The sequence below is a fragment of the Trinickia sp. genome, assembly GCF_051961175.1.
Taxonomy (GTDB): Bacteria; Pseudomonadota; Gammaproteobacteria; order Burkholderiales; family Burkholderiaceae; genus Trinickia.
In genome coordinates this window covers 1-6579 of record NZ_JBQCDN010000385.1, presented here as the reverse complement: position 1 = coordinate 6579, position 6579 = coordinate 1, and the positions used below count along the sequence as shown (strand labels likewise).

Below are 6579 nucleotides of genomic sequence, written 5' to 3'. Positions count from 1 at the left end.
GAAGGCGAGCGTGTAATCCGCCGTGAGCGCTATTCCGGCGTGATCAGTCGCTCCTTCTCGCTGGCGAGCGACATCGACGAGGGCGCGTCGTCCGCTCAGTATCAGGACGGCGTGCTGTCGTTGACACTGCAGAAGAAACAGGACGCGCCGCAAAAGCGTCTGGAGATCTGCTGATTGTTCAACGACGCGGTGTCGGGCGCGGCCGTGTTTTAGTGGCCACGCCTTTTTGTTTACTCGCGTCCGGCGAATTCGACAGATCATGACGCACCCAGCACTGCATAGATATATTTTCGGTCGCGATCAAAAGGACGAGAGCGATTGTCATTTGCGCTCCGATGTAGTGCGTGAATGCGAAACCAGAGCCAAAGCGGGCCGTGATTGACTGCGCTTGCGCGCGCTTCCTATCAGCAACAGTGGCTCGTGATAGCGCTTGACGCGCGTCAATTCGGCACGTTGTGTCAGGCCTAGAGTTGGTTTCGTTGCAAACGTAACGTTCAGTGTCCTGGAGGTATTCCTGAGATGAAAGCGCTCGTATATCGCGGCCCCGGAAAATGCTCGCTCGAAGAGCGACCGATGCCCGTTATTGTCAATCCCACCGACGCGATCGTGCGCGTCACGCGCACGACCATCTGCGGCACCGATCTGCACATCCTCAAGGGGGACGTGCCAAGTTGCGAGCCGGGCCGCATTCTCGGCCATGAGGGCGTTGGCGTCATTCACGAGGCCGGTTCAGCCGTCTCGTCGTTCAAGCCTGGCGATCACGTGCTGATGTCCTGCATCTCATCGTGCGGCAAGTGCGAGTACTGCCGGCGTGGCATGTATTCCCACTGCACGACGGGCGGCTGGATTCTGGGTAACCGGATCGACGGCACGCAGGCGCAGTATGTGCGCATTCCGCACGCGGAAACCAGTTGCTATCCCATTGCGCCGGGCGCGGACGAAGATGCGCTCGTGATGCTCTCCGACATCCTGCCAACGGGGTTCGAATGCGGCGTGCTCAACGGCAAGGTCGAGCCCGGCAGCACGGTGGCCATTGTCGGTGCCGGTCCGATCGGGCTTGCCGCGCTCTTGACTGCGCAGTTCTACTCGCCGGCGAGAATCGTCATGATCGACCGCGATACGAATCGTCTTGAAGTGGCCAGGCGCTTCGGCGCGACCGATTGCATCGACATCGGTACAGCCGATCCGACGGCAGCCGTGATGAAGCTGACCGAGGGTGTCGGCGTGGACTGCGCAATCGAGGCAGTTGGCTTGCCCGCGACTTTCGAACTGTGCGAAGCGCTGGTCGCGCCGGGCGGGACGATTGCCAATGTCGGCGTCCATGGTGTGAAGGCTGACCTGAACCTCGACAAGCTGTGGGATCGCAACATCACCATTACGACGCGCCTGGTCGACACAGTCAGCACGCCGATGCTACTGAAGACCGTGCGTTCGGGCAAGCTCGATCCGAAGCAGCTCATTACGCATCGGTTCAAGCTTAGCGAAATCGGTGCTGCCTACGATACATTCGGCCGCGCTGCCGATACGCGCGCACTGAAAGTGCTAATCGAGGCTTGATCTGCGTCCTTTGATGCCTGGCTATCCAAGGACGCTTCGGCAAGAGGATCGTCATGTTCAAAAGACTCATCTGCATCGGCTTTCTGATGTTGCCGGGGTCGTTCGTCCTCGTCGGCGCGGCGTGTATCGTTCCTCGCCTGCGCAAGAAGATCGTGCAATTCGTCGACTTGCAGGGCTTGCTCGATTGCATTCGGTCGCAATGCGCGGTTGTGCGGCTGCCAGACATGCGTGGCAGACGAGTCGCCCAAGCGATGGCTATGCTCATTGCCCGCGTATGACTCGCCACGACAAGCCATCAGCGCCCGACTTCGGCAATGCCTGCCATCACAGAAAGGATGACAACGGCCAGCGGTGGAATCTTCCAGCGAGCGAGTAAAAGGAAGCCAACCGTGGCGACGGCGAAATCGGTTTCGGATCGAACGGCGCTCGTCCATACCGGCGAATATAGGGCAGTGGCCAACAGCCCGACGACGGCGGCATTCACACCCGATAGGGCTGCTGCCATTGAAGGATGTGCGCGAAGTGCCTGCCAGTATGGCAAAGCAGCTAGTACGAGAAGCAGTCCGGGCAGAAAGATACCTGCTACGGCAAGCAGCGCACCCCAGCCGTGATTGGGAGTGCTGTTCATGATCCATCCCAGGAAGGCTGCGAACGTGAAAAGCGGACCAGGCACCGCCTGCGCGGCTCCATAGCCAGCAAGAAAATCGGATGGCGACACCCAACCAGTGGCGACGGTTTCATTTTGCAGCAACGGCAGCACCACGTGACCGCCACCGAACACGAGCGCGCCCGAGCGGTAAAAGGCATCGAACACGCGGATGGCATGGGTAGAGTCGAGCGCTGCGAGGCCCGGAAGCCCAAAAAGCAGCCCGCCGAACAGAACGAGTGCAATCATGCCGGCGGTACGTGAGACGCGAAACTCGTTCGTATGCTGTCGCATACCGGCCATGCTTGCCGATGCGGTTGACCGGCACAACCCGATGCCGAGTACGGCACCCAGCACGATGACGATCAACTGTGCATAGACTGTCGTCGACACGGAGAGCATTGCGATCGAGGCGAGGGCGATACCGGCCCTACGATGGTCGGGGCACAAACGACGCGCCATGTCCCATACGGCTTGAGCGACCACTGCAACGGCGACGAGTTTCAGTCCGTGAATCAGGCCGCTTCCTACGGGGCCGCCGAGTTCTGGCGCGACGATGTCAAAAGCAATGAGCAGCGCGACGGAGGGCAGCGTGAACCCACACCAGGCGGCGAGCCCACCGCGCCAACCCGCGCGAAGCAGACCAATCGAAAATCCGACTTGGCTGCTCGCCGGACCGGGGAGAAACTGGCAAAGACCAACGAGATCGGTGAACGTTTCATCATCCAGCCAGCGTCGCCGCTCGACGAATTCGCGACGAAAGTATCCGATGTGGGCGATGGGGCCGCCAAAGGATGTCAAGCCAAGTTTTAGAAATGCCAACAAGACTTCGAACATAGATGCCGTGCGACTCGGGTGCGGCGTCGATGTACTTGCGTTCATTGTGCTCTAGATTTGGATGCACGTTGGGGAGAGAACGTGCCTGAATGATCCCCGTCAAAGAATAGCTTACCTGACGGCTGGCACAGTTGCGTTGAGTTATGCCGCGACTGCCGCGGGCCCGTGGACGAGCAATAGCGGAGTCCTCTTGCTGCAGGTCAAATCTCGGAGCCCGCTGGGCAATAGCATCAAATAGCTGTATGGCTTGCCCTTGAGCGCACTTGAGGAACAATTCAACGCACGAGCGCACGACGCTATCTCGATGGCTTGCCGGCGCCAACGCGCTAGTGATGATCTGTGTACGCGGCGCACGCGCTAGCGGCGTTCGAGGAGTGTGCGACGTAAAGCTTTCCCGGAGGATAGAGTGGGGGCACGCCTTCACTCGCATAGACGACATGCCGCAATTTTTCCGCTCCATTGACTTCGGACTGTTGATCGTCTCGGCGGTCACGCTGACGGCAGGGGCCGTGTGCAGTGTGCTCGGCGTGAGTCCGCTTGCCCATGTCGTGTGGCTTTCGGGTGCGTTGCCGATTGTCCTCGCACTGACGGTGTCGATCGCGAAATCGATACTCAAGCGTGAAGCGGGCGTCGACGTCCTCGCATGGCTCGCAATCGGTCTCGCGCTGGTCCTCGGTGAAACGCTCGCCGCAGCCGTCATCGCATTGATGGTGGCGAGCGGCCGTGCGCTCGAACAGTATGCGCAGCACCGTGCGAGGCGTGAGATGACCGTGTTGTTGAGCCGCGCGCCGCGTCAGGCTACCCGATTGGAAAACGGCGAATGGCACTCGGTTGCCCTCAACTTCGTTGAACGCGGTGACCGGCTGCTCGTACGTAGTGGTGAGTTCGTACCCGTAGACGGATCCCTGATCGGTATCGCGGAGTTGGACGAATCCATGTTGACCGGCGAGTCGGCGATCCAACGGCGATTAGCGGGTGAATCCGTTTGCAGCGGCATCGTCAACGCTGGTGCGCCATTCGAAATGATTGCATCCTCAAGTGCCACAGGCAGCACGTTCGCCGGCATTGTTCGCATGGTCCAGGCGGCTCAGCGGGAGCGCAGCCCGGCAACTCGGCTCGCCGACCGGTACGCGCTGTTCTTCGTGCTCGTCTCTCTGCTCGTTGCTGGCGGCAGCTGGCTCGTTACCGGTCATGTTGCGCGGGCGCTCGCCGTGCTCGTCGTCGCGACGCCGTGCCCCCTGATTCTTGCCGTGCCAGTGGCAATTGTGTCCGGCATGTCGCTCTGCGCAAAGCGTGGAATTCTGGTGAAAGGCGGTGGCGCGCTGGAGCGGCTCGCGGTGGCCTCCATCCTGTTCTTCGACAAGACGGGGACACTCACCGGCGGGCGCGCACGTCTCGTCTCGATCGAGTGCGGGCCTGAGGTGACCGCGGACGCGGTACTGCGTTTCGCGGCGTCATTGGCGCAAGCGTCCGGCCACGTCATTTCCGAAGCATTGACGATCGCCGCGCGCGAACGCGACATCTGCCTTGGCCCGCCGTCGGCGGTAACGGAAACCTCCGGCGCGGGCCTGACGGGGCAGGTCGAGGGCAGGACAGTCACGATGGGCGGCTTCGCTTATGTCGCTGCACACACGACGGTCGCTCCGTGGAGCGAAGTCTTCCTGCGCAATGTGGGCTTCGAAGGCGGGGCGGCTGTATTCGTCGGCGTGGACGGCGTCATGATCGGCGCAATTCAGATGGCCGATCAGGTGCGGCTGGAGACGCCAAGGGCGCTGCGCCTGCTCAAGCGTGAAGGAATCGCGAAGCTGGTGATGCTTACCGGCGACAGGCGAGATGTCGCGGAGACCGTCGGCACACTCCTGGGCGTGACAGAAGTACGGGCGGAGCAGACGCCGGCAGACAAACTCGCTGCCATCCAGGCTGCGCGACACCAAGGCGTCGTGATCATGGTCGGCGATGGCGTGAACGATGCCCCCGCGCTTGCAGCGGCTGATGTCGGCGTTGCGATGGGGGCCCGCGGTGCGGCCGCCTCGTCCGAGGCCGCGGATGTCGTTCTGCTGGTGGACCGGCTGGATCGCCTGGTGGATGCCTTGAGTATCGCCCGGCGCTCGCGTCGGATCGCGGTCCAGAGCGTGACGGCGGGTATGGCGCTCTCCATCGCGGCGATGGGTGTCGCAGCGTTCGGCTTCCTTCCGCCAATCGTCGGCGCGATGCTTCAGGAGGTGATCGACGTGATCGTCATCATCAACGCGCTACGCGTTTCGCGATCCCGCTCGATGTCGGCGGCGGGCGAGCTGGGGCTCATCGACGTCGAGCAACTGAAGGCCGAACACGCGGCACTCGCGCCGGTGTTGAAGCAAATCAGGGACCTCGCAGATGGTCTACCGCATCTGTCGGGTTCCACTGTGGCAAGTGCGCTGTCCGACGTGAACGATTCCCTGGATCGGCATCTGCTCCCGCATGAGCGATCCGATGACGTCGACGTCTACCCGCGTCTCGCACCGCTCCTTGGAGGCGAGGACCCGCTCGCGGCGATGAGCGGCGCACACCGGGAAATTTTCAGGATAGCTCGGTTGCTCAAGAAAATGACCGCGACCATGACGTCCGACGGGCCCGACGCCGTTCAGTTGCGGGAGCTACAGCGGTTGCTGTACGGGCTGGAAGCAATCGTGCGCCTGCATTGCGCACAGGAAGAGGAGTTGTTCCACGCGGTCGGAGCGATCGCGTAAATATGCACGATCGCCGACCTTCTGCCGTGGACATCATCGCGCCGCCGTTGATTACGCTCGCCATCCGCCTGCACTATTTTCCACGGGCAAGCGTAGCGTGATCAACGGCGGCGTGTGCGGACCTACTTGCGTGCCCCGACGATGAGGCTGGCACGCATGTAGTCGCGATAATGGCCGGGCTCGTTGCAAAGGACGACATATCGACCTTCCTTCAGCGTGAACCTCGCTGTCACGGTCTCGAGCGGACGAAGATCCTCGACGCCCTGCAATCCTTTCACCTTGTTTTCATCAACCTGCTGAGCGTGCTTATCATAGGGGAGAGCGCCATCGGACCCCGCCCACGGCGCGAACAGGAACTCGTGCTGCATAGTGCGCGATGCGTTCTCGATCGTGAATTCGACGGGGCCTGGAGGGATCTTCGACGGGCTTAATGATAACGACATGTGTCCGTTGCCGTCGTCAGAGAGCTTGACGGCGACCTTGGCTGGCTCACTCGCTACCGCAAGCGACGAAGCGAGTGAGATTGCAGCGTATGCGAGCAGTTGACGCAAGCTCTGTGACATGAGTTCATCCTCCATTGCTTCGACGATCTGCGAAATCGGCGCGGCAGGGCGACATCAATGATGACCGTACATCGCGGCCCAATCATGAGCGCGGATTTGATGGCCGGACCCCCCCGCTGCTTGTCGTTCCGCCGATGTCCGCTGCGGCCTCTGTCACTCCTGTGTGCGCGGCAACACGCGCCTGAGCTGCCTGGACATACACAGTCGCTGGTACCAGCATTGCACTGCAAGCTTAAGACTTGGTTAA

General features: G+C 61.4%; 6 protein-coding genes. 4 read left to right on the top strand and 2 right to left on the bottom strand.

The window, feature by feature from the left end:
- The 3 genes from ACTHL0_RS21940 to ACTHL0_RS21930 form a co-directional block, all read left to right on the top strand.
- A partial coding sequence (locus ACTHL0_RS21940) for an Hsp20/alpha crystallin family protein (RefSeq protein WP_440569007.1) occupies positions 1-174 on the top strand: 174 nt, incomplete at its 5' end.
- Between the two features lie 345 nt (positions 175-519).
- Positions 520-1557, top strand: coding sequence for a zinc-dependent alcohol dehydrogenase family protein (locus ACTHL0_RS21935; protein ID WP_440569006.1), 1038 nt, complete (start codon positions 520-522; stop codon positions 1555-1557).
- Between the two features lie 53 nt (positions 1558-1610).
- The gene (locus tag ACTHL0_RS21930; RefSeq protein ID WP_440569005.1) at positions 1611-1835 is read left to right on the top strand and encodes a hypothetical protein; all 225 of its coding nucleotides are present in this window, start codon (positions 1611-1613) and stop codon (positions 1833-1835) included.
- A gap of 17 nt (positions 1836-1852) precedes the next feature.
- On the opposite strand, the gene chrA is transcribed toward ACTHL0_RS21930, so the two are convergent.
- Positions 1853-3085 carry a chromate efflux transporter gene (gene chrA, locus ACTHL0_RS21925; protein ID WP_440569004.1) on the bottom strand — a complete coding sequence of 411 codons (1233 nt, stop codon included), beginning with the start codon at positions 3083-3085 and terminating at the stop codon, positions 1853-1855.
- Between the two features lie 392 nt (positions 3086-3477).
- Here chrA and ACTHL0_RS21920 point away from each other — a divergent pair, with 392 nt between their 5' ends.
- On the top strand, positions 3478-5769 hold the full coding sequence (locus ACTHL0_RS21920; protein ID WP_440569003.1) for a heavy metal translocating P-type ATPase: 2292 nt from the start codon (positions 3478-3480) through the stop codon (positions 5767-5769).
- Between the two features lie 122 nt (positions 5770-5891).
- Here the strand turns inward: ACTHL0_RS21920 and ACTHL0_RS21915 are convergent, their stop codons facing one another.
- Positions 5892-6332 carry a hypothetical protein gene (locus ACTHL0_RS21915; protein WP_440569002.1) on the bottom strand — a complete coding sequence of 147 codons (441 nt, stop codon included), beginning with the start codon at positions 6330-6332 and terminating at the stop codon, positions 5892-5894.
- Positions 6333-6579: the final 247 nt, after the last annotated feature.